The 26,668-nt window shown below is 64.7% G+C and carries 29 protein-coding genes; 25 read left to right on the top strand and 4 right to left on the bottom strand.

All coding sequences use genetic code 11. The annotated features are described in order from the left end of the window. Positions 1 to 219: 219 nt before the first annotated feature. The 4 genes from IVB31_RS28145 to IVB31_RS28130 form a co-directional block, all read right to left on the bottom strand. Complete coding sequence (locus IVB31_RS28145) at positions 220 to 855, bottom strand: MarR family transcriptional regulator (protein WP_247330546.1); 636 nt, start codon at positions 853 to 855, stop codon at positions 220 to 222. Positions 856 to 1,702: 847 nt separating this feature from the next. After that, the gene (fliI, locus tag IVB31_RS28140) at positions 1,703 to 3,028 is read right to left on the bottom strand and encodes a flagellar protein export ATPase FliI (protein ID WP_247330543.1); all 1,326 of its coding nucleotides are present in this window, start codon (positions 3,026 to 3,028) and stop codon (positions 1,703 to 1,705) included. A gap of 36 nt (positions 3,029 to 3,064) precedes the next feature. Beyond that, positions 3,065 to 3,793, bottom strand: coding sequence for a flagellar basal-body rod protein FlgF (gene flgF / locus IVB31_RS28135; RefSeq protein WP_247330540.1), 729 nt, complete (start codon positions 3,791 to 3,793; stop codon positions 3,065 to 3,067). A 3-nt stretch (positions 3,794 to 3,796) separates the two neighbouring features. Further along, complete coding sequence (locus IVB31_RS28130; protein WP_247330538.1) at positions 3,797 to 4,597, bottom strand: DUF1217 domain-containing protein; 801 nt, start codon at positions 4,595 to 4,597, stop codon at positions 3,797 to 3,799. A gap of 142 nt (positions 4,598 to 4,739) precedes the next feature. On the opposite strand from IVB31_RS28130, the gene motA reads away from it, so the two are divergent. The 25 genes from motA to IVB31_RS28005 all read left to right on the top strand — a co-directional run bounded on the left by motA (position 4,740) and on the right by IVB31_RS28005 (position 26,662). Continuing rightward, on the top strand, positions 4,740 to 5,636 hold the full coding sequence (gene motA, locus IVB31_RS28125) for a flagellar motor stator protein MotA (protein WP_247330536.1): 897 nt from the start codon (positions 4,740 to 4,742) through the stop codon (positions 5,634 to 5,636). Beyond that, positions 5,633 to 6,574, top strand: a complete 942-nt coding sequence (locus IVB31_RS28120; RefSeq protein WP_247330533.1) for a FliM/FliN family flagellar motor switch protein — start codon at positions 5,633 to 5,635, stop codon at positions 6,572 to 6,574. Before motA ends, IVB31_RS28120 begins: the two co-directional genes overlap by 4 nt. Further along, positions 6,555 to 6,869 carry a hypothetical protein gene (locus tag IVB31_RS28115; RefSeq protein ID WP_247330531.1) on the top strand — a complete coding sequence of 105 codons (315 nt, stop codon included), beginning with the start codon at positions 6,555 to 6,557 and terminating at the stop codon, positions 6,867 to 6,869. The genes IVB31_RS28120 and IVB31_RS28115 overlap by 20 nt, the downstream gene beginning before the upstream one ends. Positions 6,870 to 6,945: 76 nt before the next feature. Beyond that, on the top strand, positions 6,946 to 7,326 hold the full coding sequence (fliN, locus tag IVB31_RS28110) for a flagellar motor switch protein FliN (RefSeq protein ID WP_247330529.1): 381 nt from the start codon (positions 6,946 to 6,948) through the stop codon (positions 7,324 to 7,326). 2 nt (positions 7,327 to 7,328) lie between these two features. Continuing rightward, the gene (locus tag IVB31_RS28105; protein WP_247330527.1) at positions 7,329 to 8,369 is read left to right on the top strand and encodes a flagellar motor switch protein FliG; all 1,041 of its coding nucleotides are present in this window, start codon (positions 7,329 to 7,331) and stop codon (positions 8,367 to 8,369) included. A gap of 13 nt (positions 8,370 to 8,382) precedes the next feature. Continuing rightward, complete coding sequence (gene flhB, locus IVB31_RS28100) at positions 8,383 to 9,465, top strand: flagellar biosynthesis protein FlhB (protein WP_247330525.1); 1,083 nt, start codon at positions 8,383 to 8,385, stop codon at positions 9,463 to 9,465. Between the two features lie 85 nt (positions 9,466 to 9,550). Further along, complete coding sequence (gene flgB / locus IVB31_RS28095) at positions 9,551 to 9,931, top strand: flagellar basal body rod protein FlgB (RefSeq protein WP_247330523.1); 381 nt, start codon at positions 9,551 to 9,553, stop codon at positions 9,929 to 9,931. 11 nt (positions 9,932 to 9,942) lie between these two features. Further along, a complete protein-coding gene (gene flgC / locus IVB31_RS28090) occupies positions 9,943 to 10,359 on the top strand; it encodes a flagellar basal body rod protein FlgC (protein ID WP_247330521.1) in 417 nt (138 codons plus the stop codon). A 2-nt stretch (positions 10,360 to 10,361) separates the two neighbouring features. Then, positions 10,362 to 10,691, top strand: coding sequence for a flagellar hook-basal body complex protein FliE (locus IVB31_RS28085; protein WP_247330519.1), 330 nt, complete (start codon positions 10,362 to 10,364; stop codon positions 10,689 to 10,691). 17 nt (positions 10,692 to 10,708) lie between these two features. Next, positions 10,709 to 11,497 carry a flagellar basal-body rod protein FlgG gene (flgG, locus tag IVB31_RS28080; protein ID WP_247330516.1) on the top strand — a complete coding sequence of 263 codons (789 nt, stop codon included), beginning with the start codon at positions 10,709 to 10,711 and terminating at the stop codon, positions 11,495 to 11,497. Between the two features lie 13 nt (positions 11,498 to 11,510). Beyond that, the gene (flgA, locus tag IVB31_RS28075) at positions 11,511 to 11,987 is read left to right on the top strand and encodes a flagellar basal body P-ring formation chaperone FlgA (RefSeq protein WP_247330514.1); all 477 of its coding nucleotides are present in this window, start codon (positions 11,511 to 11,513) and stop codon (positions 11,985 to 11,987) included. Beyond that, on the top strand, positions 11,984 to 13,114 hold the full coding sequence (gene flgI / locus IVB31_RS28070; protein ID WP_247330511.1) for a flagellar basal body P-ring protein FlgI: 1,131 nt from the start codon (positions 11,984 to 11,986) through the stop codon (positions 13,112 to 13,114). Before flgA ends, flgI begins: the two co-directional genes overlap by 4 nt. A gap of 67 nt (positions 13,115 to 13,181) precedes the next feature. After that, positions 13,182 to 13,943, top strand: coding sequence for a MotE family protein (locus tag IVB31_RS28065; RefSeq protein ID WP_247330509.1), 762 nt, complete (start codon positions 13,182 to 13,184; stop codon positions 13,941 to 13,943). Continuing rightward, positions 13,944 to 14,639, top strand: coding sequence for a flagellar basal body L-ring protein FlgH (gene flgH / locus IVB31_RS28060; RefSeq protein WP_247330507.1), 696 nt, complete (start codon positions 13,944 to 13,946; stop codon positions 14,637 to 14,639). It begins immediately after the preceding gene. 42 nt (positions 14,640 to 14,681) lie between these two features. Further along, complete coding sequence (locus tag IVB31_RS28055) at positions 14,682 to 15,125, top strand: flagellar basal body-associated FliL family protein (protein ID WP_247330505.1); 444 nt, start codon at positions 14,682 to 14,684, stop codon at positions 15,123 to 15,125. Next, positions 15,122 to 15,862: a flagellar type III secretion system pore protein FliP gene (gene fliP / locus IVB31_RS28050; RefSeq protein WP_247330503.1), complete on the top strand. Its 741-nt coding sequence runs from the start codon at positions 15,122 to 15,124 to the stop codon at positions 15,860 to 15,862. The genes IVB31_RS28055 and fliP overlap by 4 nt, the downstream gene beginning before the upstream one ends. Positions 15,863 to 16,104: 242 nt before the next feature. Then, positions 16,105 to 17,040, top strand: a complete 936-nt coding sequence (locus IVB31_RS28045; protein ID WP_247330500.1) for a flagellin — start codon at positions 16,105 to 16,107, stop codon at positions 17,038 to 17,040. Positions 17,041 to 17,309: 269 nt separating this feature from the next. Further along, complete coding sequence (locus IVB31_RS28040) at positions 17,310 to 18,248, top strand: flagellin (RefSeq protein ID WP_247330497.1); 939 nt, start codon at positions 17,310 to 17,312, stop codon at positions 18,246 to 18,248. A 291-nt stretch (positions 18,249 to 18,539) separates the two neighbouring features. After that, on the top strand, positions 18,540 to 20,177 hold the full coding sequence (gene fliF, locus IVB31_RS28035) for a flagellar basal-body MS-ring/collar protein FliF (protein ID WP_247330495.1): 1,638 nt from the start codon (positions 18,540 to 18,542) through the stop codon (positions 20,175 to 20,177). Further along, a complete protein-coding gene (locus IVB31_RS28030; RefSeq protein WP_247330493.1) occupies positions 20,174 to 20,869 on the top strand; it encodes a hypothetical protein in 696 nt (231 codons plus the stop codon). Before fliF ends, IVB31_RS28030 begins: the two co-directional genes overlap by 4 nt. A 6-nt stretch (positions 20,870 to 20,875) precedes the next feature. After that, positions 20,876 to 22,201 carry a MotB family protein gene (locus tag IVB31_RS28025; RefSeq protein ID WP_247330491.1) on the top strand — a complete coding sequence of 442 codons (1,326 nt, stop codon included), beginning with the start codon at positions 20,876 to 20,878 and terminating at the stop codon, positions 22,199 to 22,201. Then, complete coding sequence (locus tag IVB31_RS28020) at positions 22,198 to 23,406, top strand: chemotaxis protein (RefSeq protein ID WP_247330488.1); 1,209 nt, start codon at positions 22,198 to 22,200, stop codon at positions 23,404 to 23,406. The genes IVB31_RS28025 and IVB31_RS28020 overlap by 4 nt, the downstream gene beginning before the upstream one ends. Beyond that, positions 23,403 to 24,767 (top strand): flagellar hook-length control protein FliK, encoded by a 1,365-nt coding sequence (locus IVB31_RS28015; RefSeq protein WP_247330486.1) that lies wholly within the window; start codon positions 23,403 to 23,405, stop codon positions 24,765 to 24,767. Before IVB31_RS28020 ends, IVB31_RS28015 begins: the two co-directional genes overlap by 4 nt. After that, a complete protein-coding gene (locus IVB31_RS28010; RefSeq protein ID WP_247330484.1) occupies positions 24,718 to 25,299 on the top strand; it encodes a transglycosylase SLT domain-containing protein in 582 nt (193 codons plus the stop codon). The genes IVB31_RS28015 and IVB31_RS28010 overlap by 50 nt, the downstream gene beginning before the upstream one ends. Positions 25,300 to 25,408: 109 nt before the next feature. After that, positions 25,409 to 26,662 carry a flagellar hook protein FlgE gene (locus IVB31_RS28005; protein ID WP_247330482.1) on the top strand — a complete coding sequence of 418 codons (1,254 nt, stop codon included), beginning with the start codon at positions 25,409 to 25,411 and terminating at the stop codon, positions 26,660 to 26,662. The last annotated feature ends 6 nt before the right edge of the window (positions 26,663 to 26,668 follow it).

Raw genomic sequence — 26,668 nt, 5'->3', positions numbered from 1 at the left:
AGGGTGGCAAGAAGAATAGGGACCAGGCAAACCTCGGGCGAAACGCGCCGCGAGGCTGCGAAGGCGCGTCTGCGAGGCCGTAGGATGGGTAGAGCCCTTGCGAAACCCATCATGCTTTGGTGCGGACGAGAGCGCGATGGGTTTCGCGTTCGCTCTCCTACGAGCAATTGCGAGCGCAGCGACGTGTCCGCCGAAGCTTTCCCGGAAATCGCGTGCGCCTCAGCCCTGGCTCGCCACGCGCGCGCGGTCGAGATGTTCCTCGAGCTTCGGACGGTCGCGGGTGCGCTCGAAACTGGTGCAGAGCAGTTCGGTCTCCTCGAGCGAGACCGGGGCGCGATACAGCCGGCACATGAATTCTGCGGTCGCGCGTCCCTTGCCGGTGCCCGGGCCCCGTTCGGCGAGAAACATGCAGTCCCGGCAGATGCTGGCATCGAGCCGCAGATGTGCCGCGTCGAGGTGATTGAGGACCTCCCGCAGCGAGTCGCGCAGCCTGACGCACTCGTCCGTTCCGAGCGACGTGACCGCGTTCATCACGTGATTGATCGGATCGTGCTGGCTCAGGCATTTCTCGCCCTGCGCAGTGACGTGGAGCACGACGGAACGCTTGTCCTCAAGCGAGGGTTTCCGCACCAGGAAGGACTTGCTCTCCAGCGTCTTGACGATCTGCGACGCCGTCGCCCTGGTAGCGCCGATGAATCCGGCCAGAGCGGACGGCGTGCGCGAAAACCTGTTGGCGCGGCCGAGAAAGCGCAGCGCCATCCATTCCCGATCACGCAACCCATGCTGATTGCCTTCGAAATACCAAGCCCTCGCCGCTTGGACCAGCAGCTCGACGGCCTCTCGTGCCAATGGCATGAATTCCTACCTTGCCCCGGGAATCACGTCTGCGGCGCCCCGGAGCCGCCTTCCGTCGTTGCGCACGAATCCCTTGCGAGAAGCCGCACCACCCGCAATGTCCGACACATGGAGCACGCTCTTCTCTCGCGTGAAAGCACGGACTGCCCGGCCGCCGACTTGGACTGACTGGCACTGCAAGCTACGGCGCGGGAAGCGATGTTGCTGAGGGCATGCCAAGCGTGTCGTCGTCGCACGGGAGCCCGAGTTACCGTCGCCAGCAGACGATGGATCGGAGTAGTTCAACCGAAGCCCCTAAAGTTCAAGTCACAAGCAGACGTTTCTTATGCCCCACCGAAACGATGAATGAGCTTCTCAACAAAATCAAGTAGAGACCCTCTCCAAGACGGGATGTCGTCACAGGCGAATGTAACGTTCAAGACAATCTCGCTGCTAGGTACACATGATGGTGATCGCAATACGCTGTCCTGCAAGCATGTACGCAACTATGCGACAGTTTGATTGCACGGCACGTTGCTGTCCGTGGTTGATGCAAATTGATTGAAGCTTGTGCATGACGACGATGTGCACCGACTTGTCATCCACAACTTGTGGGTTCCCTCAGGAGAACTCGTTGGAATTGCACGCGCCGGTTGTCCGGGCAGGGATCGCGGAAATCGCCGGCTCAGTCGCTTTAGGCGCGATCGTCTGATTCCCTCGCCCGAATGGTGGAGGCGTGTCGCGACGAAAACCGGGGGCGGCCGTGCACGCGCATGCGCTGGAAGCGTGGCGGCATGTGCAATCGCCTGTCGAAAACAACGAGCAAGGAGCGAGCGCGGGGTCGCGCGCCGTCTCAGCCTGTGACTTGCTACTCGCCCTTGAGCATGTCCCGCAGTTCGCGGAACGGATCGGCGCTTGGCGGAGCGGAGGCGTCCTGCCGCATCGCGCCGTAGATTCTCGGTACCATGTCGACCGCCTGGTCGAGACCCGAATCGCGTCCTGGCTGGTATCCGCCCATCAGGCGAAGGTCGCGCGTATCCTCGTATTTGGCGATCATGGTGCGCAGCTTGCTCACCAATTCGCGTTCTTCGGGGTCCCAGACGTTATGGGCGAGGCGGGAGACGGAGCCCAGAACGTCCACAGCAGGATAGCGCGCCTGGTCGGCGATGTGCCTGGAGAGCACGATGTGCCCATCGAGCGTGCTGCGGATGGTGTCGGCGATCGGCTCGTTGTGATCGTCGCCGTCCACCAGCACGGAGAAAATCCCGGTGATCGTCCCGGATCCCTCCTCACCGGGTCCGGCGCGCTCCAGAAGGCGCGGCAGATCGGTGAAGACGGTGGGCGCGTAGCCGCGCGCGACCGCGGGCTCACCGGCCGCGAGCGCGACCTCGCGGGCGGCGTGGGCGAAGCGGGTGATCGAATCGACCATGAGCAGGACCGATTCGCCCCGGTCGCGGAAATATTCGGCGACCGCCATGGCCGTCTTCGGCGCCAACCGCCGCATCATCGGGCTTTCGTCTCCCGTCGACACGATTGTGACAGCCCGGTGACGATCGGTGCCCAGCACGTCCTCGATGAACTCGCGCACCTCGCGGCCGCGCTCGCCGACCAGGGCCAGCACGACGGTGTCAAAACCCTGACTGCGGGCGAGCATCGCAAGCAGCGTCGACTTGCCGACGCCGGATCCGGCAAAGATGCCGACGCGCTGGCCGGCGCAGATCGGGGCGAACAGGTCGATGACGCGTACGCCGGTGCGCATCGGCTTGTGGACGCGCGCGCGCTTCATGGCCGCAGGCGCCTCCGCCTCGGCCGAGACCGCACGCGATCCCGGGGTGAGGGGGCCCTGTCCGTCCAGCGGCGCCCCGAGCGCGTTGATGACGCGGCCCTTCCAGCTCGGATCGGGCGCGAAGGACAGTGGCGGCATCCGGTAGGCGACCGAGCCGAGGCCGCCGGCGAACTGCCGGTCGAACGGCTTGGCGATGATGCCCTCGCTGTCGATCCGCACCACCTCGCCGATCTGGGGCTTACCGCCGGAGTTGACGCCGATCAGTTCGCCAAGCCTGACGAAGCGCGACAGGCCGGAGACGCGGAAATGCGTCGGCGCGATCTCGGAGATCGCGCCGCTGACGCTTGCCAGGGGAGTGCTCTGCTGAAGCTCCAGCAGCGCCCACTCAAGTTGCCGAAGAGCGTTCAAGGAAACCGTCCAACCTCATTGCGCGCGATGCGCAGTCTACTTGCCGGGTTCGCCCAGCGTCCGGATTGCGTTCTGGAGCGAGCTCTCAGTGCCCTCGATCATCGAATTGGTGCCGTCGAAGGCCCGCGAGGCCGCGATCAGCTTCGTCAATTCCATCATCGGATTGGCGCCGGAGCCCTCGACATAGCCCTGCTTGAAGCCGTCGCGGGAGAAATCGGCGATGGCGGTCGCGGGCCGGTCGGGCGTGACGCCCGAATTGCCGTAGCGGTCGAGATTGGCGTCGGCGGGAATGTTGAACAGGCCGATGGTGCCGATCTCGTTGTTGTCCTGGCTGATTGCGCCGCTGCGCGCGATCGCGACCGGCCCGCCGTTCGGATCGAGCGTGATCTGCGCGCCGCCGGAATCGACGACGGGGAAGCCGGACACGGTCTGAAGGTCGCCGTTGGGGGCGATCTGGAGCCGGCCGTCGCGCGTATAGACCGTGCCGTTCGGGCCGGCGAAGGCGATCCAGCCCTGTCCGACGACGGCGACGTCGAGCGGATTGCCGCTCTCGGTGATGCTGCCCATCTCGCGCGAGATGATGTTGTCGCCGGGCGAGGAGAAGGCGACCGGGTTCGCGCCCGCCTTGGACAGCACGGTCTCGAACTTCACCACGTCGGTGCGGAACGCCGCCGTGTTGACGTTGGCGACGTTGTTGGCGATCGTCTGGAGGCGCTTTTCGAGGGCGACCTGCGCCGACAATCCCACATAGAGAGCCGATTGCATGACTTACTTCCCGAACCGGATGGACTGAAGCTTGGTGAGCATGTCGCTATCCATGCCGGCTATCGACGACGCGCCGCCGATCAGGACCAGCGCGGGGTTGGTCGAGTTGCCATTGTTGATGTCGTTCTGGGCCTGGGCGGCATCCCACATCGCGGCGAAGCGCTGCACGAATTTGGTGACCTTGGCCGGGTCCTGGAAATCGGCGAGGTTGAGCTTGCTCGTGATCAACTTGGCCTGGGCGTCGATGTTGGCCGCGCTGATGGTCGCCGGCAGGCCGAGCGCGGTCTGGACCACTTGCGTCAGCGCCTTGTCGGCGAGGATCTGGTACGAGGTGGTGACGGTGGAGGCCTTGCGGGTGAAATAAAGCGCCAGCCGCAGGCCCTCGTTCTGGTCGCCGGCTTTCTCCTCCATCGTCTGCGTGACGTATTGGGTTGCGACGCCGGTCGTGGCCGCGGCGGCCTGGGTCGCTTGGTCGCCGAGCGCGGCGAAATTGAAGGCGGCGGCGAATTGACGGTAGCGGGCGTCGGTCAGCTTGTTGGCGAAGCTTTTGCTGTCGGTGATACCCTCGGTCAGCACCTTGCGCATGAACGCCTTGGCATAGGTCATGTCGCTGAGCCCAAAGGCCTTCATCGCGTAGGTGTAGAGGCGATAGTCCTTCAGGAAATCGTCGATCGTCTTCACGTTGCCGATGTGGCTGAGGAAATAGTCGGTGTCGCGGCTGACATCCGGCTGCGTCGCGACCTGCGTCAGCGACTTGCCCATGTCCTTGGTCAGTCTGGTGTAATCCGCGATGGTGGATAGCATGGCACGCGCCCCTCTGGCCGCTCTTGCGACATCGTCCCAAGCTGCCGCGAATTGCTTGCGCGGGGCTGGCGAGGGGGAAGCCAGCCCCGCGCAAGGCTCGCCGACTAGATATTTCCGATGGGTTCGGTGATGGAGCGGCGCGTTGGGCAGTCTCGTGGGGATCGTCATCACGGTAGCGGCACTGCTGGGCGGATTTGCCGCCATGGGCGGGCATCTGGCCGTGCTCATGCAGCCGTGGGAGTTCGTGATCATCATGGGCACCGCGGCCGGCACCTTCATCATGGCCAATCCCTGGAAGACGGTCGTGGATACCGGGCTTGCATGCGCGCAGGCGGTGACGGGCGCGGTGCCCGGTCAGCGCTACTATCTCGATCTGCTCGGCGCGCTCCACGCGCTGATGCGGGAGCTGCGGGGTAAGGGCCGCAACGAGGTCGAGGCGCATATCGACGATCCCGCGTCCTCCGAGATCTTCAAGGCGTTCCCGAGCGTGCTCGGAGATCCGTCGCTGCTCCAGTTCATTTGCGACTATGTCCGCCTCATCATCATGGGTAACGCGCGAACGCACGAGATCGAAGCGCTGATGGACGAGGAGATCCACACCATCGTGAAGAGCAAGCTGACGCCCTACCACGCGCTGGTGGTGGTCTCGGAGGCGTTGCCCGCGCTCGGCATCGTCGCCGCGGTGCTCGGCGTCATCAAGGCCATGGGCGCGCTCGACCAGTCGCCGAAGCTGCTGGGCGGCTTCATCGGCGCCGCCCTTGTCGGCACCTTCGCCGGTATCTTCCTGTCCTACGGCATCATTTCGCCCTTCGCGATGAAGGTCAAAATGACGCGCGAAAAGCGTTGCCGGCCCTATATCATCGTCAAGCAGACGCTGCTGGCGTTCATGAACGGCGCCATGCCGCAGATCGCCGTCGAGCACGGCCGCAAGATGATCGCGAGCCCCGAGCGGCCCTCGATCGACGTCGTCGAGAACGAAACGATCGCGGGCCCCAAGGTGGTCGTGACCGAGGCTGAACCGAAGGCTGCACGCGCATGATGGCGGAAGACCTCGACGTCGATCAGCGCAAGCAGCTGCCGAACTATCTGCTGGACGCCGCCGGCATATCCATCGAACGCATGCCGATGCTCAATGTGATCTTCGATCGCATGGCGGCATCGTGCACGGACAGCCTGCAGCCGATCGCCGGAACGCCCTGCTATTTCTCGGTCAACGGCATTACCAACGACCGCGTCGGCGACATCATCAAGGACTACGAGGCGAACGCGGTTGCGGCCGTGCTCTATGCCGAGCAGTGGGATTCCCGCATCATCATCATGCTCGACCGCGACTTCGTGTTCACCATGGTCGAGGCGATGTTCGGCTCCGACGGCGCCGAGCCGCCGCTCGACGTCGAGCGCAGCTTCTCGAACATCGAGATCCGCCTGGTCCAGGCGCTGTTCGAGCGGTTCGCCAAGGCGCTGCAATCCTCCTTCGCCGGCACTTCCAACGTCACCTTCCGCGTGGAACGGGTCGAGACCGCCATGGCGTCGCTGGCAATCGGGCGGAGCGGCAACATGTCGATCTGCGCGAACATCATGTTGCAGGCACTCTACCGCGGCGGCCAGATGTTCCTCATCATTCCGCACTCCGCGCTCAACCCGCTGAGGCAGAAGCTCGCGACCGTCGTCGTCAGCGACGGTCGCTCGGCCGATCCGCGCTGGCGCGAGCAGATGGAGAGCGAGGTACACCGTACCGAGGTGACGCTGAGCGCGGTGCTGGACGAGAAGATGGTGACGCTCGGCGACGTCGTGAAGTTCCAGGTCGGGCAGGTGCTCGAGCTCGAGGCCACGCCGCGCACGCTGGCTCGGCTCGAGAGCAACAACCAGGTGCTGTTCTGGTGTCAGATCGGCCAGCTTGATGGCTATTATGCCATGCAGGTGGCAGATCCCGTCGATCAGAAACGGGAGTTTGTCGATGATATCCTATCTCGTTGATGCCGTGCTGCTGATCGCGCTCGCCTTCACCAGCATGCGGGTGACCCGGATGCACCGCGAGCTGGCGCGGTTGCGCAGCTACCAAGGCGAATTCTCGACCATCGTCCACGAGACGGCGGGCGCCTTCGACACGGTCATCACCGCGGCGCATGACTCCACCGCGAATCTGGGCCGCCTCGCCAACGTGCTGAGCACGAAGATCGATCAGGCCCACGAGGCGATTGCGGCGCTCGATGCGAGGAGCGGGCTCGCATCCGCGGCGACCGCGGGCGGCGCCGACGTGAACAAGCATTGAAGCCGAAGCCGGCGGAACAAATTCGAACCGAACGTCACGGCGCTCCGGGGACGGGAATACCAAGAGGCGATACCAAATGGCGCAATCCTTCGACTATGAGTCAGCATCGGCGTCCGACGAGGGGAATGCCGAGCCGTCACCGCTGGAGCGGCTGGCGGAGATCGCCGCGCGCACCGCGGAGGAGACCGGCAAATTCGCCAATGTTGATGCCATCCTGCGCATTCCTGTGACCATGCAGGTCGTGCTGGGATCGGCGACCATTCCGGTGGCAAACCTGATGAAACTCGGCCGCGGCGCGGTAGTTCCGCTGGACCATCGGGTCGGCGAACCCGTCGACGTCGTCGTCAACGGCCGCATCGTCGCCCGCGGCGAGGTGGTCGTGGTCGAAGAGGACAATTCCCGCTTCGGCGTCTCGCTCACCGAGATTGTCGGGCCGTTGGGGCAGGGTGATACCTGACCATGGCGGCACAGGTCGGCATTGCTCCCATGAAGCAGCGAGGCGTCGCCACGCTGGGCGGAACGGAGAAGGTCGCGGCACTCCTGCTCGCCATGGGCCGGCAGGCGGCCGCGAGCGTGCTCGCGCAGTTCGAGCCGCAGGATATCCGCACCGTCACCAAGGCCGCGGCCGAGCTGCGGCCGATCACCGCGCAGGAACTCGAAGCAATCGTCGAGGAGTTCGCCCAGCAATTCTCGATGGGCGCCAACATTCTCGGCACCCTCGGTGGCCTGGAAGCCGTGCTCGGCGACGTGCTTCCGGCCGACCAAGTCTCGGCGATCATGTCGGATCTGCTCGGCAATTCGAGCCGGTCGGTGTGGGACCGCGTCTCGTCGGTGTCGGAAAATTCGCTCGCGAGCTACCTCTCCAAGGAGCATCCGCAGACCGCGGCGCTCATCCTGTCCAAGGTCAAGCCGTCCTGCGCCGCCAAGGTCATGAGCCAGCTGCCGTCGAGCCTGCGCAACGAGCTGATGCGGCGCGTGCTCAGCCTCAAGCCGATCGTCGACGACGCCATGAGGGTGCTCGAAAAGACGCTGCATGAGGATCTGACGCTGAACTTCGCCCGCAACCTCGGCGCGGACACCTACGCCCGCGTCGCCGACATCATCAACAAGATGGAGCGCGGCCACATCGAGGACATGCTGAAGAGCCTGTCGGAGAAGCGGCCGAAGTCGGCCGAAGTGCTGAAGGAGCTGCTGTTCACCTTCGACGACGTCATCAACCTGGCGCCGAAGGCGCGCACCATGATCTTCGACCAGGTACCGACCGATCGCATCGTCGTCGCGCTGAAGGGCACCGACAAGCATTTCCGCGAGTTGATCCTGTCCTCGGTCGCCTCGCGCGTCCGCCGCGTCGTCGAGCACGAGCTCGCCATCGGCGAGCCGTCGAACCAGCGCGACGTGCTGGAGGCGCGGCGCGTGATCACCGACCTCGCGCTCGACCTCGCGGAAAAGGGCGAAATCGAGCTCAACCCCGACCAGGAGGATGAGCTGGTCTTCCGCTGACCGCTGAACAGGCATGGCAGACAACGATCAGGAGAGCAAAACAGAAGAGCCGACCGAGAAGAAAGTCCGCGATGCTATCGAGCGGGGCAAAATTCCGGTCTCTCGGGAGGCTTCCATCTTCGCCTCGATGGCCGCGTTGATGGCGATCCAGATGTTCCTGATCGGCCAGGGCGTGCAGCAATTGACGCCGACGTTGAGGAGCTTTCTCGACGATCCCGCCGGCTTCCCGCTCGGCACCGGCGCCGATGCTCTCAATCTTCTCACAATGGTGGGCCTCGAGGCACTGCGATTCCTGGTGCCGCTGGTTGTGATCCTGGCGGTGTTCGGACTCGCTGCCTCGCTGCTGCAAAACGCGCCGAGCCTGGTGCTGGACCGTATCATGCCGGACCTTTCGCGCGTCTCCCCGCTCGGCGGCTGGAGCCGGCTTTTCGGATCGCAAGGTCTCATCGAATTCGGCAAGTCGCTGTTCAAGCTCGCCACGGTGACCATCGTCGTCGCCTTCGTGCTGCGCTCGTCGGAAGCGAAGGCGTTCGAGGCGATGTACACCGACCCGGTTGCGCTGCCGGAGATGATTCTCAACATCGCCATGCGGATCGTCTCGGCGATCTGCATCGCGACCATCGTCCTGGTCGCAGTCGATCTCGCCTGGGCGCGCTTCCACTGGCGTCGCGAGCTGCGCATGACGCGGCAGGAGATCAAGGACGAGCACAAGCAGGCCGAAGGCGATCCGCTGATCAAGGCGCGCCTGCGCTCGCTGGCGCGCGACCGCTCGCGCCAGCGCATGATCGCCTCCGCATCGCGCGCGACGCTGGTGATCGCGAACCCGACGCACTTCGCGATCGCGCTGCGCTACCAGCGCGAGGAAAATCCGGCGCCGATCGTCGTGGCCAAGGGCATGGACGTGATTGCTCTGAAGATCCGCGAAGTCGCCGAGCAGAACCGGATTCCGGTGATCGAGAACAAGGCCTTGGCGCGCGCACTCTACGAGGCGGTTCAGGTCGATCAGGTGATTCCGGCGGAGTTCTTCCGGCCCGTCGCCGAGATCATCTACTTCCTGCAGTCCAAGCAGGCGCCGCGGACCGAGAAGGTCCAGTAGAATTCCGAGGACGACGTCTCGCGCATCAGCCTGACGAAAGCTTGCTCCCCTAAGCTTCTCCCGTCTGAACCAGAATGGTGCTGCCGTGGGACCGCTTTATCTCTTCGAACTCGCATCGTCGCAAGCGCGGTACCTCGAGCTCCGGCAGTCGACCATCGCCACCAACGTCGCCAACGCCAACACCCCGGGCTTCAAGGCGCGCGATGTCGAGCCCTTCAACAAGGTGCTCGACGGCATGCCGGTGAGGCTCGCGACGACGTCGCCGTCGCACATGCAGCTCTCCGCGACCGAGAGCGACACGCGGGCGACCGCGAAGAAGGATAGCTGGGAAGTGGTTCACTCCGGCAACTCCGTCAGTCTCGAGCAGGAAATGATCAAGGGCAGCGACGTCAGTCGCGACTACTCGATGAACTCGGCGGTCGTGCGGTCGTTTCACCGCATGCTGCTGTCGAGCGCGAAGACCTGAGGTGAACTGACATGTTGGACGCACTGCAATCTTCATTGACCGTCGCGAGCTCCGGGCTCGAAGCGCAATCGACGCGCATGCGCATCGTCTCGGAGAACCTCGCCAACGCGACGTCGACGGGGCGCGCCGCCGGCGCCGATCCCTATCAGCGCAAGACCATCACCTTCGATGCCGCCATGGACCGCGCCTCCGGCGCGCAGCTGGCGAAGGTCAAGGAGATCGGGGTCGACACCTCGCCGTACCGCGTGGAGTACGAGCCGGGGCATCCCGCCGCCGACAAGGCCGGCTATGTCAAGCTGCCGAACGTCAACATGATGATCGAGATGGCGGACATGCGGGAAGTCAACCGGTCCTATGAAGCCAATCTCCAGGTCGTGAAACAGGTGAGGTCGATGCTGGGCATGACCATCGACCTGCTGAGGAGCTGACAATGCTTGAAGCGATTTCATCCACCGCGATTTCCGCCGGGCAGGCGGTGAGCCATGCGACCGAGGCGCAGGCCATCTCGCCGGCGGCGACCCCTGCGATCCAGTCCGGCGGCGATGTCGGATTTGAATCGGTGATGAAGCAGGTGACGACGGACGCGATCGGGACGCTGAAGGCCGGCGAAGCGGCGTCGATCTCGGCGATGCAGGGCAAGGAATCGACGCGTCGCGTCGTGGAGGCGCTGATGTCGGCCGAGCAGGCCTTGCAGACGGCGGTCGCGGTTCGCGACAAGGTCGTGCAGGCCTACCAAGAAGTCGTTCGTATGTCGATTTGATCTGAAGGAATCACACTGTGAAATCGCTTGCCATCGCGGCCACGGGCATGAACGCCCAGCAGACCAACATCGAAGTCATCGCGAACAACATCGCCAACATCAACTCGACCTCGTACAAGCGGGCGCGCGCGGAATTTACCGATCTGTTCTACCAGATGGACCGCATGCAGGGCGTCGCGAACACCAACGGCTCGTCGCCGATCCCGGAGGGCGCCAATCTCGGCCTCGGCGTCAAAACGACGGCCATCCGCAAGCTGCATATCCAGGGCGCGCTGACGCAGACCGGCAACCCTTACGACCTCGCGATCAACGGCCGCGGCTGGTTTCAGGTGCTTGGCCCGAACAACGAAGTGCAATACACCCGGGCTGGCTCGTTCAGCCCCAATCCCAACGGTCAACTCGTCACGACCGACGGCTATTTGCTGGACCCGGCAATCACGGTGCCGCAGGGAACGGTCCAGGTCACGGTCAACCAGACCGGGCAGGTGTTTGCCAAGCTGGATACGGAAGTGAACCCGCGGCAAATCGGCCAGCTCAACCTCGCCAACTTCGCCAACGAGGCCGGCCTCGAGCCGCTGGGCAGCAATCTCTATCGCGAGACCACCGCGTCCGGCACGCCGGTCGTCGGGCTGCCGGGCGATTCCGGCTACGGCAAGATCAATCAGCAATATCTCGAGGCCTCGAACGTCGACCCAGTCAAGGAAATCACCGAGTTGATCTCCGCGCAGCGCGCCTACGAAATGAATGCCAAGGTCATCCAGGCCTCGGATGAAATGGCCCAGACGGTCTCGAAGGGCATGCGCTAGTTCCGGTGTATCCATGTTGAACAGGGTAGGCTTGATGGTGCGCGGGTTGGCCGCCGTGCTGCTGGTTCTCGTCTCGGCGCGGGTCGCCGCGGCCGAGGAGAAGCGGCTTCCCGTGCCGGCTGTCTCGATCCGCGCCGGCGAACTGATCCGGGACGACATGATCACAGAGCGCGCCTTCGCGCCGAACGTGCTCGGCGTCGCCATGTTCATCGAGGGACGGCAAATCCTGGTCGGGCGAATGGCACGGCGCGCCTTGCTGCCGGGTCAGCCGATCCCGACCAATTCGGTGGAGGATCCCTGGACGGTCGCCCGCGGCGCGATGGTCAAGGTCGTGGTCGAAGACAGCGGCCTGTCGATCGTGACTTACGGCGCAGCGATGCAGTCGGGTGCGCCCGGCGCGCTCATCCCGATTCGAAACACCGATACCGGTGTGATCATCAGGGGGGTCGTTCAGCCCGACGGCAGTGTCAAGGTCGTGGACGGGTCATGACCAGATTCCTGCTTGCGCTCGTCCTGCTCGTCTCCGCCGTCAGCGCCCAGGCCGCCGTCCGCATCAAGGACATCGCGGACATCAAGGGATTGCGCGAAAACCAGATCGTCGGCTATGGCCTCGTCATCGGCCTGAACGGCACTGGCGACACGCTTCGCAATGCGCCGTTCACGGAGCAGTCCCTGCAATCGATGCTCGAGAACATGGGCATCAATGTCAGGAACGAGACCACGAGCACCAACAATCCCCCGCGTCCGACGACGTTGCGCACGCGCAACGTCGCGGCCGTGATGGTGACGGCGGACCTGCAGCCTTCGATCGGTGCGGGCGAGCGCATGGACGTGACCGTGTCGTCGCTCGGCGATGCGACCTCGCTGCTCGGCGGCACGCTGGTGATGACGTCGCTGCGCGCGGCGGACGGTGCCGTCTACGCGGTGGCGCAAGGAGCGGTCACGGTCGCGGGTTACAGTGTCGGAGGTCAGGCCCAGAACGTCAGCCAGGGCACGCCGACCGCGGGCCGCATTCCGAACGGCGCGCTGGTCGAGCGCGAGGTGCAGGGTAGTCTCCATGAAATGGAGTACCTTGTGTTGGAACTGAAGAACCCCGATTTCGTCACCGCAACGCGAATTCTCGACGCCATCAACCGCTACGCGGGCGGACGCTACCGCGCCCAGATCGCCTTCGAACGCGACTTCCGCACCATCGTACTGTCGAAGCCGCGCCATATCGGTCCGGTCCGCTTTCTTGCCGAAATCGGCGAGCTGACGGTCGAGCCGGATACGCCGGCGCGGGTGGTGATCAACGAGCGCACCGGCACGGTGGTGATCGGACGCGACGTACGAATATCGACCGTCGCCGTCACGCACGGCAATCTGACGGTCCGCGTCACCGAGCTTCCCGTGGTGTCGCAGCCGGCGCCGTTCTCGCGGGGACAGACGGTGGTCGTACCCCAGACCGTGGTCGAGGCCAACGAGGCCGGATCGCAGGTGGCGATCCTGAGCGGCGTCGATCTCCAACGCCTGGTGCGCGGGCTGAACCAGATCGGCCTGAAGCCGTCGGGCATCATCGCGATCCTCCAGGCGATCAAGACGGCCGGCGCCCTCCAGGCCGATGTCGTCGTGCAATGATGCGCAAGCGTCGTGCAAGCTTGGTCGCTCAATGCTCAGGTCTTGACCGAGAATCGCACGCGGCCCGATGTTGAAGCTGGATCACAAAGCCCTACTCCTCCTCCTGATCGCGGTGTTCGCGCTTGCGAGCGCATCGCCCGTGCTGGCGCTGGATGAGGCCAAGCCGTCGAAGCCGCTCAACCTGCTGTCCTTCGCGCGCGCCCGCGCGCCGGGACCGCAGAAGCCGATTTCGTCGATCCCGAGCGACAATGCGGCGATCCGGGCGACGGCGTGGGCGACCGAAGACGCAGGGCCCGCGACCACGGGTGCAGTGCCGGCTCCCGAGAAGCCCGCGCCGGCACCCACAGCCGCGCCAATACGACCGGTCAAGCCCGCCAGCGTCACGGCGCCGCCGAAGCCTGCGCCGCCCCAGGCCGCTGCAACCGCGGACAACGAAGTCGCCCTGTTCTGCAGCAACGTCGCCGACCCCGCCGTCGATGCAAGGCTGGCCTGGCAGCTCAAGGAGCTGGAGAAGGCCGAGAACCAGTTGCGCGAGCGGATTGCCGAGGTCGAGGCCAAGCGCGCCGAATACGAGAAGTGGATGGCGTTGCGCGACGACTTCCTGAAGAAGGCCGAAGCCAGCGTCGTCGAGATCTACTCGCGCATGAAGCCGGACGCTGCCGCGACGCAGATCGCCGGCATGGCGGACGAGACGGCTGCGGCCGTGCTCGCAAAGCTGAGCCCGAGGAGCTCGAGCGCAATCTTCAACGAGATGGAGACGGGGCGCGCAGCGCACCTTGCCGATCTGCTCGGCGGAATGCGTCGGGTGGATGACGGAAAGACCAGATAAATGAAGCTGCCAATCCTCATCCTGTCGCTGTTATTGCTAGCCGGGTGTTCCCACGATCCCGCCGAGATCCTGACCGGCCCGAGCCTGTCGCCCGTGGGCAGCGGCCTGAGGACGCAGGCCGATCCGATCCCGGTGACCCCCCGCATGCGCACGCCCGTCAGCTACCGCTCGACCTGGGACGACGGCACCGATCTCTACCGTGATCCCCGCGCTCGCCGCACCGGCGATGTGGTCACGATCATCATCTCGATGCAGGACAAGGCCAAGCTCGACAACAAGACCGACCGCTCGCGCGATTCGCAGATCAAGTTCGGCCTCAGCTGGCTGATGGACGTCGCGGGATGGCAGGACAAGGGCTCGACGAACGCCAATCTGAACACCAATACCCAGATCAAGGGCAACGGCCAGATCGATCGGACCGAGGACATCAAGCTGTCGATTGCCGCCATCGTCACCGACGTGTTGCCGAACGGCAATATGATGATCAGCGGTTCGCAGGAGTTCAAGGTCAACACGGAGATGCGCGTGCTCAACGTCGGCGGTATCGTGCGTCCACGCGACATCTCGCGAACCAACACCATCTCATACGAGAAGATCGCCGAGGCGCGCGTGGCCTATGGCGGTCGCGGAAATCTGTCAGACGTGCAACAGCCTGGATGGGGACATCGGATCTATGACGCCGTGGCACCATTCTGAAAGCAGCGACCGTCGGGCCGCGTCGCGAGGACAGGGGACGTCATGCGCCTGATTGCGGCCATCATGGTGCTGACCCTGATCGCGATCGGCGTGGGCGCCATTGCCGGCCTGCATCTGTTTGCGGCCGCCGAGCGCGTCGCCGATGCGAAGAAAACCGCCACGCCGCCACCGCTTGCGACGAGCTACGCGGGCAGTGCGCGGCTCAGGAAACTGTCCCCGATCGTGACCAATCTCGCCGCGCCGGCCAACAACTGGGCCCGCATCGAAGCCTCCATGGTGACCGATAGCATGAGCGACGAGGATGCCGGCATCCTGGCCGCCCACATCAGCGAGGATATCGTCACCTATCTGCGGTCGGCGACGGTTGCGCAGTTCGACGGCGCGCGCGGGCTTCAGCATCTGCGCGACGATTTGACCGAGCGCGCCAATATCCGCTCGTCGGGCAAGATCCGCGAATTGATCATTGAGACGTTGGTGATTCAGTGAAACTGAGAGTCCTGCTGCTCGCGTTGGTTCTGGTCGTGCTGCCCGAGGTGGCACTGGCCCAGATTCCGGACCTCAACTCGCTGCTGCCGCCGGGCAACGGCTCGACCAGCGGCCGGATCATCCAGCTGATGGCGGTGATCACCGTGCTGTCGGTGGCGCCGGGACTGCTCATCATGGTGACGAGCTTCACGCGCTTTGCGGTGGCGCTGTCGTTCCTGCGCGCCGGTCTCGGCCTCCAGACCACCCCGGCCAATCTGGTGCTGATCAGCCTCGCGCTGTTCATGACCTTCTACGTGATGGCGCCGACCTTCGACCGCGCCTGGGAAACCGGCGTCCAGCCGCTGATGAAGAACGAGATCTCGGAGGAAGAGGCCTATCTGAAGATCACCGACCCGTTCCGCGAGTTCATGCTGGCCCATGTTCGCGACAAGGATCTGCAGACCTTCGAGGCGCTCGCCGCGGAGAGCTTCCGCAAGAAGTTCGACGACAAGCGCGTCGACATGCGCGTCATCATTCCGGCCTTCATGATCTCCGAGCTCAGGCGCTCGTTCGAAATCGGATTCCTCATCATCCTGCCGTTCCTCGTCATCGACATGATCGTGGCGACGCTGACCATGTCGATGGGCATGATGATGATGCCGCCGACGATCCTCGCACTGCCGTTCAAGATGCTGTTCTTCGTGCTGATCGACGGCTGGAACCTGCTCGCCTCCGGACTGGTGCGGTCGTTCTCGTAAGCCGCGATCGCCGGCCGGCCGCCGGTTATGGTTAGCAAAGGGTAATGTTAACCATATGATATTGCTGCGCAATTCAAGCCGATCTTAATCTGCGGGCAAGATTCGGCGTGTTAGCAATGCGTCACGGCGGGTTGGACCCCACCCACGTCAGTCCAAAGGCATGATGCCGCCCCTCCGTACCGGTGAAAGCCCGGTATGTCCCCTCGTGAAAATGTAACGCGTACATCAAAGGGACATTCGCAATGTCAAGCCTGCTTACGAACTCGACTGCCATGACCGCGCTCCAGACCTTGCGGTCTGTCAGCTCGCAGCTCTCCACCACGCAGAACCGCATCTCCACCGGCCAGCGCGTCTCGACCGCTTCGGACAACGCCGCCTACTGGTCGATCGCAACCTCGATGCGCTCGGACAACGCAGCGCTCTCGGCGATCTCCGACTCGCTCGGCCTGTCGGGCGCGACCGTCGACACCGAATATACCGCTCTGACCACGGTCATCGGCGACAAGGACTCCGGCCTGACCAAGCTCCAGTCGCTGCTGGTCGAAGCCAAGACCGCCGGTATCGACCGCACCAAGATCCAGGCCGACATCACCCAGCTCCAGCAGCAGATGAAGTCGACAGCCAACTCGGCGACCTTCAACGGAATCAACTGGCTGAGCATCGACACCTCGACCTCGTCCACGGCTACGCCGACGAGCTTCAGCCTCGTGTCGTCGTACTCGCGTGTCGGCGGTACGCCCACCATCGGCTCCATCACGGTGACGACCGCCACCTACGCGCTCTACACCGTCGGCGGCGCATCCAAGACCGGCCTCCTGGACGCGTTGGCCGGCTCGACCGCTCCGTCCGTCGACACGATCAACATCAACACCATCGACGACTCGGCCGCCAAGCAGACCCTGCTCGATGGCTACATCGCGCAGGTCACCACTGCGATCAACTCGGTGGCCTCGGCCGCCGCCAATCTCGGTGCCGTCAAGAACCGTCTCGCGACCAACTCGAACTTCGTGAAGACCCTCATGGACTCGCTTGATCGCGGTGTCGGCCAGCTCGTCGACGCTGACATGAACCAGGAGTCCACCCGGTTGGCGGCCCTCCAGGTCCAGCAGCAGCTCGGCGTGCAGGCGCTCTCGATCGCCAACAACAGCAGCCAGAGCATCCTGTCGCTGTTCCGCTAAGCTTCAAACCATCCAGGGAGGGCCGCGCTTCTCGCGAAGCGCGGCCCTTTCGTTTTGGCGTGACGCCGCGCGCGCCTAATTTCGGCCGCCCTGTTGCGGCTGGGCCACAGAGCCACAAGCCTCGCACAAGCTTCGCACGCTAGCGTCTCCGTTACGACAGGTTGGGCATTAACCCGCTTTCAGCGGCCCAAAGGCATGACGCCGCCCTGTCGTACCGGTGCAAGTCCGGTATGTCCCCAGCACAATTCAATCTCCAAAGGGACATCAAAATGGGTTCTAGCCTCCTTACCAACTCCGCCGCAATGACCGCGCTCCAGACCCTCCGGTCTGTCAGCTCTGCCTTGCAGACGACCGAAAATCGCATCTCCACCGGCCAGCGCGTCTCGACCGCTTCCGACAACGCCGCCTACTGGTCGATCGCAACCTCGATGCGCTCGGACAACGCCGCGCTCTCGGCGATCTCCGACTCGCTCGGTCTGTCGGCCGCCACCGTCGACACCGAATATACCGCTCTGACCACGGTCATCGGCGACAAGAACTCCGGCCTGACCAAGCTCCAGTCGCTGCTGGTCGAAGCCAAGACCGCCGGTATCGACCGTACCAAGATCCAGGCTGACATCACCCAGATCCAGCAGGACATGAAGCTCAAGGCCAACTCGGCGACCTTCAACGGAATCAACTGGCTGAGCATCGACACCTCGACCTCGTCCACGGCGACGCCGACGAGCTTCAGCCTCGTGTCGTCGTACTCGCGTGTCGGCGGTACGCCCACCATCGGCTCCATCACGGTGACGACCGCCACCTACGCGCTCTACACCGTCGGCGGCGCATCCAAGACCGGCCTCCTGGACGCGTTGGCCGGCTCGACCGCTCCCTCGGTCGACACGATCAACATCAATACCATCGACGACTCGGCCGCCAAGCAGACCCTGCTCGATGGCTACATCGTGCAGGTCACCACGGCGATCAACTCGGTGGCCTCGGCCGCCGCCAATCTCGGTGCCGTCAAGAACCGCATCGCGACCAACACCGACTTCGTGAAAACCCTCATGGACTCGGTTGATCGCGGTGTCGGCCAGCTCGTCGACGCCGACATGAACGCGGAATCGACCCGCCTTCAGGCCCTCCAGACCCAGCAGCAGCTCGGCGTCCAGGCGCTCTCGATCGCCAACCAGAACAGCCAGAGCATCCTGTCGCTGTTCCGCTAAGCCGCGGCTTCGAAAACGACCGTGCTCCCTGAGGGAGCACGGTCCCCGCCGTGAACGGCGGATGCGACGGCGCATGACGCGCCCGAAGACCAACCTCCCGACGCCATACGTTGCAACCGTCCGACTGGTATCGCGTCCGGCGGTCCGTTGCCGACGCGCGCACTTGCGTCACGCAATCTCTGGTAAAATTGCAACGCCTCGCCTGCGAACCGACACATTCGTGTTCACGCGCAACCTTCAGACAAGGTTGGCAGCGGAGTGTCATCTACGTTCGCATTGGTACGAGGTCATATGCTGTTCAGTCGTGCGCAAATACAGCAACTGCTCAACAATCTGCTGGAGCTCGGGCCGCGACGCCTGATGGCCTTGGGATTGATCGGCTTTGCCGTTCTCGTCACCGTCGTCGGCGGCGCCTATTATCTGAGCCGGCCTGAATTCGAAACACTCTACACGGGCCTCAGCCGCGAAGACGTGACGCGCATGGGCGCCGCGCTGCGCGAGCAGAACATCACCTTCGACGTCAATACGGCCGGTGACGCCCTCTCGGTGCGCCCGAGCCAGACCATGCAGGCGCGGATGCTGCTCGCGGAGAAGGGGCTGCCGACCAGCGCTAATTCCGGCTACGAGCTGTTCGACAAGATCGGCTCGCTCGGCCTGACATCGTTCATGCAGGAGGTCACCAAGCTGCGGGCGCTGGAAGGCGAGATCGCGCGCACCGTTCAGTTGATGAAGGGCGTGAAGGCCGCGCGGGTGCACATCGTGCTGCCGGTCCGCGGCTCGTTCCGCGCGACGCAGCAGCCGCCTTCGGCATCGGTCGTGCTGCGCACCGACGGCGCGCTCGAGGCGCGCACGGCGCAGTCGATCCGCCATCTCGTCGCCGCCGCCATTCCGGGCATGAGTCGGGACAAGGTGACGGTGCTGGATGCTGACGGTTCGATGCTGCTGGCGGAAGAGGACGAGGCCACTGCGGCGCCGACCAAGATGGCGAGCCTCCAGAAGACCGTCGGAGGGATGGTGCAGGAGAACATCCGCAAGGCACTGACGCCGTATCTCGGGATCGACAATTTCGAGGTGAGCGTCTCCCCGCAGCTCTCCACCGACAAGCGGCAGACCAACGAGACCGTCTACGATCCGGAGAGCCGCGCGGAGCGATCCGTGCGAAACGTGCGCGAGAAGGAATCGTCGCAGAACGCGGACCGTTCGCAGCCGACCACGGTGCAGCAGAATCTTCCCGACCAGCAGGTGAACGCCGGCGGTGGCAAGAACTCCAACGAGGACAAGAGCCGCCGCGAGGACGTTACCAATTTCGAGGTGTCCTCCAAGACCACGACGACGGTGAGCGACGGCTATTCGGTCAAGAAACTCTTCATCGCCGTCCTGGTCAATCGCGGGCGGCTCGTCGCCGACCTCGGCGACAAGAGCAACCAGGCCATCGTCGACAGCAAGCTCGCCGAGATCAGCCAGCTGGCGGCCACGGCCGGCGGGCTGGACAAGGCCCGCGGCGACCAGATCCAGGTGACGGCCGTCGATTTCATCGAAGGCTCGCGCGAACTGGCGCCGGTGCCGCCGATCAGTTTCGTCGAGATGATCAACAAGCAGCTCGGCAGCGTCATCAACGCGGTCACGATCCTGGCCGTAGCTTCGATGCTGGTGTGGTTCGGACTTCGGCCCGCGGTCAACGGCATCCTGACCCACCGCGCGGCGCAGGAGCAGACCGAGGCGGCGGAAGCGGCCCAGCTCGAGGCCTCCGCCGCTGCGGCGGCCCTTGCATTGGCGGATGGCGAGGAGGCCGAGCTCAACCTCGTCGAAGACCTCGAAGGCAAGATGCAGCGAACGCCGCAGAAGCGGCTGGAGCAGATCGTCCGTCTCGATCAGATGCAGGCGGCAGCAATCCTTAAAGACTGGATGCGACGCGAGGAGGCGGCATGAACGCGGCAATCGGAAAGCTCCTGACGCAGTTTGACGCGAACGGGCGGGTCAAGTCGGCGCCGCCTCCGCCGCCTCCGAGGATCCAGGACGTGCTGACAAGGCCGAAGGAGGTCCGGCGCGAGCCTCAGCCTCAGCCCCAAACTCAATCGCAGCCGCAGCTTCAGTCGCCGCTTCCGGCGCCGACGGCGGAAGCCCCGTCGGCCAATCTTCTGGACGATGCCTATCGGCGCGGCCATTCAGCGGGCGTAGCGGAGGGCGACGCCCGGATCGCCGAGGAACGCGTGCGTAGCGCGATCCGGCTCGGCGAGGAGCGCGCCAAATGGTCCGACCAGCAGGCGGTCGCGATCGTCGACGGCTTCGAGATGGCTTGCCGCGAGATCGAGACCAACATCGCGAGCTCCGTTGCGCGGATATTGCTGCCTTTCCTCGCCGACGCGGTCCGCGACAAGGCGATCGGGTCGCTGGTCGAGCAGATTGCGGCGCTGACCGGCAATTCACCGGTGCCGGTGTTCAAGGTCACCGGCCCGAGCGAACTGCTCGACCTCGTGAAGACGCAGTTGGAGAAGGCCCGGCGAACCGGCATCGAGTACGAGGCCGCCGATACTTTCGAGGTCCGCGTCGTGGCCGACCAGACCGTGATCGAGACACGGATCACGGCCTGGAGCGAACGCCTGAAAGAGGCGCGCCGGTAGCCCGTCATGAATGAGGTCAAATCAGAGCTCGTCATCATCCGTCGGCGGAGCGCCTTCGACGACGAGAAGTCGCATAGCGGCGTCTGGAAGATCGCCTATGCGGACTTCATGACCGCAATGATGGCGTTCTTCCTGGTCATGTGGCTGATCAATGCGCTCAACCAGGACCAGAAGCAGGTGGTCGCGAGTTACTTCAACCCGATCATGCTCGCGGAGAACGCGCCTGCCCCGAAGGGGCTCAAGGATCTCTCCAAGAAGGACCCAACCTCGTTCGAAGGCCAGGACGGCAGGCGTCAACCGTCCGGGCCGAGCGAGGAACGTCGCGGGGACTCCCCGACGGCCGAGAAGCCGCCCTTCTACGAGGAGAAGATCCTGTTCCGCGATCCCTATAAGACGCTCGCCGAGATCGCCAGCAGCGCGAACGAGGCCTCGGGCCAGCGGCGCGCCGGCGCTCTCACGTCGGCCGAAGAGGATGGTCTCAAGGGCGGCGATGCTTACCGCGATCCCTTCGATCCCGGCTATTGGAAGCAAGCGCCACATGTGTCCAAGGATGCCGATCGCATCATCGAGAGCGAGGCCAGGCCGAATGCGTCCGCGCGCGACGCCGCGTCCGGTGCAGGTCAGGGCGAGCCGCAGGCGCGCCGTGCCAAGGCGGACGACGCCGGCGGAAGCGTGGCTCCGAACAACGATGCGTCGTCCGCAAGCCTGTCGCCCCTGCTGCCGCCGGGACCCGCGCCGTCGCAGTCTTCACGCGAAGGGAGCGCGCAGCCGGGCGCCCAGGCCGGCGTTCAAGCCAATGCGGCCGCGCAGTCGCGTCCCAACGATACGGCAAAGGAATCTGAGCCGCGCGATGCCGCCCAAGCGCAGCAATCGACCGTCAAGCAGCTTCAGGCGGCGATCGCGGAGGCGCTGTCGGACATCAAGGCCGGCGCGGGACCGGTGGCCGAGGTGCGCCAGGTCGACGAAGGCATCCTGATCAGCCTGACCGACGACGCGAACTTCGGCATGTTCGCGGTCGGCTCGGCTGAGCCCCGGCCCGAGCTCATCCGCGTGATCGACAAGATCGGCCCCCTGCTGACCAAGCGCCCCGGGGCGATCATCGTCCGTGGCCACACCGACAATCGGGCGTACCGTTCGGAGACCTACGACAATTGGCGGCTGTCGACGGCCCGTGCGCAGATGGCCTATTACATGCTGGTCCGCTCCGGCGTCGATGCGCAGCGGATCGAGCATGTCGAGGGGTATGCCGATCGGCGGCCGAAGCTTCAAAACGATCCGGCGGCCGCGCAGAACAGGAGGATCGAGATCCTGCTTCGGGAGAAGCGTCCTTGAACAGGCTTCTCCGCCGCGCTGCGCTGCTGCTGCTGCTGCCGCTCACGGCGGCAGGCGCATTTGCCGAACTGGCACCGGCACCAGCTCCGGCCCCGGCGGCCTCGACATCGGGCGAGCCATATGAGCTCGTGCGGGCATTGCAGGCCGTGCAGGACGGCATCGCCAACGGCGATACCGCGGCGCATGGCAACCACATCGTGCTGATCCGGCAGATCGGCGAAAAATTTCTCGCCGCCGATCCGGGCGTGTGGAGCAACCCGCAGAACGGCCAAGCCGCCGTCATCTATTTGCTCAGCGGCGGCGGGCCGCAAATCGTCCGCAAGCTGCCGCGCGACAAGCTGAACGTCGACGCGCGGCTGTTCGACGGCGCGCTCGCCTATGTCGAGGGCCGTCAGGACGAAGCGCGCGAGCTGCTCAAGGACGTCAAGCCGCGGACGATTCCGTCGGGCCTGGGCGGACAGGTCGCGCTGGTCCAGGGCGCGTTGTTCGCGCGCGCCGAGGCATCGCTTGCGATCGAGCGTCTGGATGACGCGCGCCTGCTCCTGCCGGGCACATTGGTGGAGGAGGCCGCGCTGCGGCGCGAGATCCTGCTGGTCGGGCAGGCCGAAGACTTCGACAAGTTCGAGTTCCTGGCGCTGGCCTATATCCGCCACTACCGCAACTCGGTCTATGCCGGAGACTTCTGGCAGCGCTTTTCCACGGGCCTGACGCAATCCAGCCTCGCGCTCGACGAGCGCCGGTTTGCGCGGATCTCCACCCTGCTGGAGCAGATCGACCGCGCGAGCCGCCTCAAGCTCTATCTCGTGATCGCGCGCACCGCGATGGGGCGCGGAGGGCTGGCCGTGACCCGGCTTGCCGGCGAGCATGCGCTGACGCTCAGCGCCGACGCCTCGGCGGATCGCGAACGGGCGCATTTCTTTCGTGGCGTCTCGCGGGCGCTCACCGACGAATATGACGGCGGTCTCGCCGAGTTGAAGGCGCTTGACCGCTCGAAGCTGCCTGAGCGCGACATTCCCTTTCTGAATGCAACGATCCAGCTCGCACTCGACGTCCGCAAGCCGTTCGCGGGCGGATCCGCCGCCGTAGCCGACAAGCCTCCGGTCACGCCGGCGCGTCTCGATCTCGCGTCGTCGACCGCGACGCTCGCGCGCGCGCAGAAGCAGCTCGGCGAACTCGAACTCCTCACCAGGGATCGCCGTCCATGACCAAGCTCAGTGGAACCTCCGGACAGCTTTTCTCAGGCCTCGCCGAGAGCCTCAACGTGCGCGGGGCGTCGCGCTCCGGCAAGGGCGCGGGAGCCAAACCACAGGCGGACTCTTCGTTCAACGATCTGCTCCACACCGTCTCGAATCTCGCGAAGCGGGCGCTCAACGATGAGGGCAGCGACACGGCCGTGAAAGCCGGAACGCTGCGGACGCGCCTGGCGCATCAGAGCGGGAAGGACAAGGTGAAGGACGAGGCGGTGCACGAACGCACCGCGGCGGCCGAGGAGCCCGCATCCAGCGAGCCTACCGAGAAATCTACCGACAAGAAGACCGAGAAATCGTCCGAGAAACAAGGTCCCGCCGACCATACCGCGCAGGCCGACGTCCAGACCCGATCGAGCATTCCCGTGATCGTCGGGCAGGAGATCGCCGCCGGGTCGGTCGTGAAGCCGATGCAATTGCCGGTAGCCGACAAGAAGGACGCGCCCCCGCGGGATGAGCGGCCCTCCGCGACGAAACGGGAGGTTCAGGCCACGGGCGCGGCGAAGGCGGCCACGAGCGATCCCGTCCCATCTCCTGTGGCACCGACCGTCGCGCACGCGCAAGCCGCGGCTCCGCACGCGACGGCCAACGCCCAGGCGACGTCGACGCAAGGCAATGAACCATCGCCCAAGGCAATGCCCACGGCGCCCGGCTTCGAAGCCGTCGCGGCCAATGTCGAACGCGCTGCCAAGGCCTCGACGCGGGACGCATTGCCCGAGACGACCAAGGTCACCGTGGTCCAGCAGGAGACCCATCTGCCCCCGGCGCAGTTCAACGCTCCACAACAGATCGCCAATGCCGTTGTGGCCGAGCTGAAGGACTCTCCGGCACCGACGGCCTCTGCTGCTCCCGATCTTGCGGCGTCCCAGGCCAACGCGCCGGATCAGCCGCTCAAGATCCTGACCATCAATCTCGAGCCGCCCGCGCTCGGCAACGTCACCGTGCGCCTTCGTCTCGTCGGCACCGAGGTCTCCATCCACCTTGCCGCCGAGCGCAAGGACACCAGCCAGATGCTCGACCAGCAGCGCGATTCGATCCGCGAGCTGATGCAGTCGGCGGGCTACGTCGCCGACGTTGCACCCGTCCAGCACGGCTCGCTGGACGGATTCCAGAGCGGCTCCGGCCAGTCGCAACCGCAGCCCTCGGGCCAGCAACAGCCATCGTCGCAGTCGCAAGGCTCGTTCGACGGCACGAGCACGTCGTCGGGACAATCGGACGGCGGCGCGAAGCAGGCCCGACAGGAGCGCCAGTCCAACCAGGAGACGCGTCATGACCAGGACGTGGCGCCGCAGATTCGTCGCGGCCCTGTTTATCTGTAACGCCGGCGCCGCGGCAGCGGCGACCGACAATTCGCGCCCCTGCGAGCGCGAGATGGCGCGTGCGTCCCAGCAGCACGGAATTCCGCTCGGCATTCTCTACGCGGTCGGTCTGACCGAGACCGGGCGACGCGGCGCGCTCTATCCTTACGCGCTCGGCGCAGACGGCCAGACCGTGTTTGCCAAGGACATGAACGACGCGATCGCGAACTTTGAGGCCATGCGCAGCAAGGGGATCAAGCTGATCGACCTGGGCTGCATGCAGATCAACCACTATTATCACGGCGACAAGTTCGCCTCGGTGCGGGCGATGTTCGATCCCGCCAGGAATGTCGACTACGCCGCGCGCTTCCTGAAGGAGCTGAAGCAACGTGAGGGCAGCTGGACCATGGCGGTCGCCCGCTACAATGCAGGACCCAACAACCAGCCGGCGCAGAAGCGCTACGTCTGTCACATCGTCGCTCATCTCGTCTCGAGCGGTTTCGGCGCGTGGACCGACAAGGCGCGCTCGTTCTGTCAGCCCAAGGAAACCTGAAGCGACGACGTCAACGGACAATATCAAAGCTGTGCATGGTTTCCCATCATCAGCCCCGCGCAAGCAACAGCCCCCATTGTAACTGCAACCTACCAAAGGAGCCTATTTCATGAGCCTGTATGGTGTTATGCGCACCGGTGTTTCCGGGATGAGCGCGCAGTCCAACAAGCTGTCGACGGTTTCGGACAACATCGCCAACGTCAACACCACGGGCTACAAGCGGGCTTCGACCGAATTCTCCTCGCTGATTCTGAAGAGCGGCTCCGGCAATTACGATTCCGGCGCCGTCGAGACCACGGTCCGCTACGCCATCAGCGATGCCGGCAATTACCAGTTCACGACATCGGCGACGGACCTCGCGGTCCAGGGCAACGGCTTTTTCGTCGTGCAGGATCCGAACGGTAACAACTTCCTGACGCGCGCCGGTGCCTTCGTGCCCGACAGCACGGGCAATCTCGTCAACGCCGCCGGCTTCCAGTTGATGGGCTACAACATCGCGAACGGTGCCACGCCCACCGTCGCCGCCAACGGGTTCGGCGGCCTCCAGGTCGTCAACGTCAACCAGATGGCGCTCCAGGCATCGGCTTCCACCAAAGCGACCGTCGCCGCCAATCTGGATCCAAGTGCGGCAATCGTCGCTACACCGGCCGCGGCGGCTGGTCCGGCCAATTACACCTCGAAGACCTCTATCGTGACCTACGACAATATCGGCAACGCCGTAACGCTCAATGTCTATGCGGCCAAGACTGGCGCGAACACCTGGGATGTCGAGGTATACGATCCGGCGGGAGCTGTGCTGACGACGCACGGCGCCGCGACCACGTTCAAGTTCGACGTAAGCTCGACCGGAAAAGGCAAGCTGGATCTGGTAGGCCCGCCACCGAGCGCGACGGCGCTCACGGTGGCGATCCCCGGCGGCTCGGCTGCCTTCAAGATCGACCTGGCGGCCATGACGCAGGTCGCCTCCAGCTTCGACTTCAAGGCGACCGTGGATGGCAACGCCCCGTCCGCGGTGGACAAGGTGAACATCGACGACAAGGGCGTCGTCACCGCCGTCCTCAAGAACGGCACCACGCTGCCAAGCTTCCAGATCGCGCTCGCGAACGTTCCGAGCCCGGACCGCCTGACCCCCGAAGTCGGCAACGTCTACTCGCCGAACCTGGACTCCGGAAACGTGCAGGTCGGCCTCGCCGGCCAGGGCGGGCTCGGCACCGTCCAGTCGGGCGCTCTGGAAGATTCCAACGTCGATCTCGCGGACGAATTGACCTCGATGATCGAGGCGCAGCGCGGCTTCACCGCGAACTCGAAATCGTTCCAGACCGGCGCCGACTTGCTGGACGTCGTCGTCAACCTGAAGCGCTGAGTTCCT

The sequence above is a fragment of the Bradyrhizobium sp. 21 genome (genome assembly GCF_023073335.1).
In the GTDB taxonomy this organism is placed as follows: domain Bacteria; phylum Pseudomonadota; class Alphaproteobacteria; order Rhizobiales; family Xanthobacteraceae; genus Bradyrhizobium.
The sequence above is the reverse complement of the archived record's forward strand: the minus strand, read 5'-3'. Positions and strand labels throughout refer to the sequence as shown.

Bases quoted from the DNA above. Each gene is read 5' to 3' on its own strand.
- IVB31_RS28145 (WP_247330546.1), bottom strand. From the start codon at position 855: ATGCCATTGGCACGAGAGGCCGTCGAGCTGCTGGTCCAAGCGGCGAGG.
- flgF (WP_247330540.1), bottom strand. From the start codon at position 3,793: ATGCAATCGGCTCTCTATGTGGGATTGTCGGCGCAGGTCGCCCTCGAA.
- IVB31_RS28130 (WP_247330538.1), bottom strand. From the start codon at position 4,597: ATGCTATCCACCATCGCGGATTACACCAGACTGACCAAGGACATGGGC.
- IVB31_RS28120 (WP_247330533.1), top strand. From the start codon at position 5,633: ATGATGGCGGAAGACCTCGACGTCGATCAGCGCAAGCAGCTGCCGAAC.
- IVB31_RS28115 (WP_247330531.1), top strand. From the start codon at position 6,555: ATGATATCCTATCTCGTTGATGCCGTGCTGCTGATCGCGCTCGCCTTC.
- fliN (WP_247330529.1), top strand. From the start codon at position 6,946: ATGGCGCAATCCTTCGACTATGAGTCAGCATCGGCGTCCGACGAGGGG.
- IVB31_RS28105 (WP_247330527.1), top strand. From the start codon at position 7,329: ATGGCGGCACAGGTCGGCATTGCTCCCATGAAGCAGCGAGGCGTCGCC.
- flhB (WP_247330525.1), top strand. From the start codon at position 8,383: ATGGCAGACAACGATCAGGAGAGCAAAACAGAAGAGCCGACCGAGAAG.
- flgC (WP_247330521.1), top strand. From the start codon at position 9,943: ATGTTGGACGCACTGCAATCTTCATTGACCGTCGCGAGCTCCGGGCTC.
- IVB31_RS28085 (WP_247330519.1), top strand. From the start codon at position 10,362: ATGCTTGAAGCGATTTCATCCACCGCGATTTCCGCCGGGCAGGCGGTG.
- flgA (WP_247330514.1), top strand. From the start codon at position 11,511: ATGTTGAACAGGGTAGGCTTGATGGTGCGCGGGTTGGCCGCCGTGCTG.
- flgI (WP_247330511.1), top strand. From the start codon at position 11,984: ATGACCAGATTCCTGCTTGCGCTCGTCCTGCTCGTCTCCGCCGTCAGC.
- IVB31_RS28065 (WP_247330509.1), top strand. From the start codon at position 13,182: ATGTTGAAGCTGGATCACAAAGCCCTACTCCTCCTCCTGATCGCGGTG.
- flgH (WP_247330507.1), top strand. From the start codon at position 13,944: ATGAAGCTGCCAATCCTCATCCTGTCGCTGTTATTGCTAGCCGGGTGT.
- IVB31_RS28055 (WP_247330505.1), top strand. From the start codon at position 14,682: ATGCGCCTGATTGCGGCCATCATGGTGCTGACCCTGATCGCGATCGGC.
- IVB31_RS28045 (WP_247330500.1), top strand. From the start codon at position 16,105: ATGTCAAGCCTGCTTACGAACTCGACTGCCATGACCGCGCTCCAGACC.
- IVB31_RS28040 (WP_247330497.1), top strand. From the start codon at position 17,310: ATGGGTTCTAGCCTCCTTACCAACTCCGCCGCAATGACCGCGCTCCAG.
- fliF (WP_247330495.1), top strand. From the start codon at position 18,540: ATGCTGTTCAGTCGTGCGCAAATACAGCAACTGCTCAACAATCTGCTG.
- IVB31_RS28030 (WP_247330493.1), top strand. From the start codon at position 20,174: ATGAACGCGGCAATCGGAAAGCTCCTGACGCAGTTTGACGCGAACGGG.
- IVB31_RS28025 (WP_247330491.1), top strand. From the start codon at position 20,876: ATGAATGAGGTCAAATCAGAGCTCGTCATCATCCGTCGGCGGAGCGCC.
- IVB31_RS28015 (WP_247330486.1), top strand. From the start codon at position 23,403: ATGACCAAGCTCAGTGGAACCTCCGGACAGCTTTTCTCAGGCCTCGCC.
- IVB31_RS28010 (WP_247330484.1), top strand. From the start codon at position 24,718: ATGACCAGGACGTGGCGCCGCAGATTCGTCGCGGCCCTGTTTATCTGT.
- IVB31_RS28005 (WP_247330482.1), top strand. From the start codon at position 25,409: ATGAGCCTGTATGGTGTTATGCGCACCGGTGTTTCCGGGATGAGCGCG.